The organism is Citrobacter sp. CK206 (assembly GCF_030333125.1).
GTDB lineage: Bacteria > Pseudomonadota > Gammaproteobacteria > Enterobacterales > Enterobacteriaceae > Citrobacter_B > Citrobacter_B koseri.
Genome location: NZ_JAOWGM010000017.1, coordinates 1 through 2946, shown reverse-complemented (window position 1 = coordinate 2946; position 2946 = coordinate 1). Strand labels below are relative to the sequence as shown.

The following is a 2946-nucleotide window of genomic DNA, read 5'->3' as shown; positions in this document are numbered from 1 at the left end:
CTTCGGCGTTGTAAGGTTAAGCCTCACGGTTCATTAGTACCGGTTAGCTCAACGCATCGCTGCGCTTACACACCCGGCCTATCAACGTCGTCGTCTTCAACGTTCCTTCAGGACTCTCAAGGAGTCAGGGAGAACTCATCTCGGGGCAAGTTTCGTGCTTAGATGCTTTCAGCACTTATCTCTTCCGCATTTAGCTACCGGGCAGTGCCATTGGCATGACAACCCGAACACCAGTGATGCGTCCACTCCGGTCCTCTCGTACTAGGAGCAGCCCCCCTCAGTTCTCCAGCGCCCACGGCAGATAGGGACCGAACTGTCTCACGACGTTCTAAACCCAGCTCGCGTACCACTTTAAATGGCGAACAGCCATACCCTTGGGACCTACTTCAGCCCCAGGATGTGATGAGCCGACATCGAGGTGCCAAACACCGCCGTCGATATGAACTCTTGGGCGGTATCAGCCTGTTATCCCCGGAGTACCTTTTATCCGTTGAGCGATGGCCCTTCCATTCAGAACCACCGGATCACTATGACCTGCTTTCGCACCTGCTCGCGCCGTCACGCTCGCAGTCAAGCCAGCTTATGCCATTGCACTAACCTCCTGATGTCCGACCAGGATTAGCTGACCTTCGTGCTCCTCCGTTACTCTTTAGGAGGAGACCGCCCCAGTCAAACTACCCACCAGACACTGTCCGCAACCCGGATTACGGGCCCACGTTAGAACACCAGCCATTAAAGGGTGGTATTTCAAGGGCGGCTCCATGCAGACTGGCGTCCACACTTCAAAGCCTCCCACCTATCCTACACATCAAGGACCAGTGTTCAGTGTCAAGCTATAGTAAAGGTTCACGGGGTCTTTCCGTCTTGCCGCGGGTACACTGCATCTTCACAGCGAGTTCAATTTCACTGAGTCTCGGGTGGAGACAGCCTGGCCATCATTACGCCATTCGTGCAGGTCGGAACTTACCCGACAAGGAATTTCGCTACCTTAGGACCGTTATAGTTACGGCCGCCGTTTACCGGGGCTTCGATCAAGAGCTTCTCCCGAGGGATAACCCCATCAATTAACCTTCCGGCACCGGGCAGGCGTCACACCGTATACGTCCACTTTCGTGTTTGCACAGTGCTGTGTTTTTAATAAACAGTTGCAGCCAGCTGGTATCTTCGACTGATTTCAGCTCCATGAGTAAATCACTTCACCTACATATCAGCGTGCCTTCTCCCGAAGTTACGGCACCATTTTGCCTAGTTCCTTCACCCGAGTTCTCTCAAGCGCCTTGGTATTCTCTACCTGACCACCTGTGTCGGTTTGGGGTACGATTTCGTGTTACCTGATGCTTAGAGGCTTTTCCTGGAAGCAGGGCATTTGTCACTTCAGCACCGTAGTGCCTCGTCATCACGCCTCAGTGTTAAAGTGCACCGGATTTGCCTGGAGCACACACCTACACGCTTAAACCGGGACAACCGTCGCCCGGCCGACATAGCCTTCTCCGTCCCCCCTTCGCAGTAACACCAAGTACAGGAATATTAACCTGTTTCCCATCGACTACGCCTTTCGGCCTCGCCTTAGGGGTCGACTCACCCTGCCCCGATTAACGTTGGACAGGAACCCTTGGTCTTCCGGCGAGCGGGCTTTTCACCCGCTTTATCGTTACTTATGTCAGCATTCGCACTTCTGATACCTCCAGCAACCCTCACAGGCCACCTTCAACGGCTTACAGAACGCTCCCCTACCCAACAACACATAGTGTCGCTGCCGCAGCTTCGGTGCATGGTTTAGCCCCGTTACATCTTCCGCGCAGGCCGACTCGACCAGTGAGCTATTACGCTTTCTTTAAATGATGGCTGCTTCTAAGCCAACATCCTGGCTGTCTGGGCCTTCCCACATCGTTTCCCACTTAACCATGACTTTGGGACCTTAGCTGGCGGTCTGGGTTGTTTCCCTCTTCACGACGGACGTTAGCACCCGCCGTGTGTCTCCCGTGATAACATTCTCCGGTATTCGCAGTTTGCATCGGGTTGGTAAGCCGGGATGGCCCCCTAGCCGAAACAGTGCTCTACCCCCGGAGATGAATTCACGAGGCGCTACCTAAATAGCTTTCGGGGAGAACCAGCTATCTCCCGGTTTGATTGGCCTTTCACCCCCAGCCACAGGTCATCCGCTAATTTTTCAACATTAGTCGGTTCGGTCCTCCAGTTAGTGTTACCCAACCTTCAACCTGCCCATGGCTAGATCACCGGGTTTCGGGTCTATACCCTGCAACTTAACGCCCAGTTAAGACTCGGTTTCCCTTCGGCTCCCCTATACGGTTAACCTTGCTACAGAATATAAGTCGCTGACCCATTATACAAAAGGTACGCAGTCACCCCATAAAAGAGGCTCCCACTGCTTGTACGTACACGGTTTCAGGTTCTTTTTCACTCCCCTCGCCGGGGTTCTTTTCGCCTTTCCCTCACGGTACTGGTTCACTATCGGTCAGTCAGGAGTATTTAGCCTTGGAGGATGGTCCCCCCATATTCAGACAGGATACCACGTGTCCCGCCCTACTCATCGAGCTCACAGCCTGTGCGTTTTCGTGTACGGGACTTTCACCCTGTACCGTGCGACTTTCCAGACGCTTCCACTAACACACAAGCTGATTCAGGCTCTGGGCTCCTCCCCGTTCGCTCGCCGCTACTGGGGGAATCTCGGTTGATTTCTTTTCCTCGGGGTACTTAGATGTTTCAGTTCCCCCGGTTCGCCTCGTTAGCCTATGTATTCAGCTAACGATAGTGTGACGAATCACACTGGGTTTCCCCATTCGGACATCGCCGGGTCAAGGGTTCATATCACCTCGCCGGCGCTTTTCGCAGATTAGCACGTCCTTCATCGCCTCTGACTGCCAGGGCATCCACCGTGTACGCTTGGTCGCTTAACCTCACAACCCGAAGATGTTTCGTGAAACA

The 2946-nt window shown here is 53.8% G+C and carries 1 rRNA gene; it reads right to left on the bottom strand.

The features are described from left to right. Positions 1–12: 12 nt before the first annotated feature. Positions 13–2918: ribosomal RNA gene (locus OGX81_RS00645) — 23S ribosomal RNA — on the bottom strand. Positions 2919–2946 lie beyond the last annotated feature (28 nt).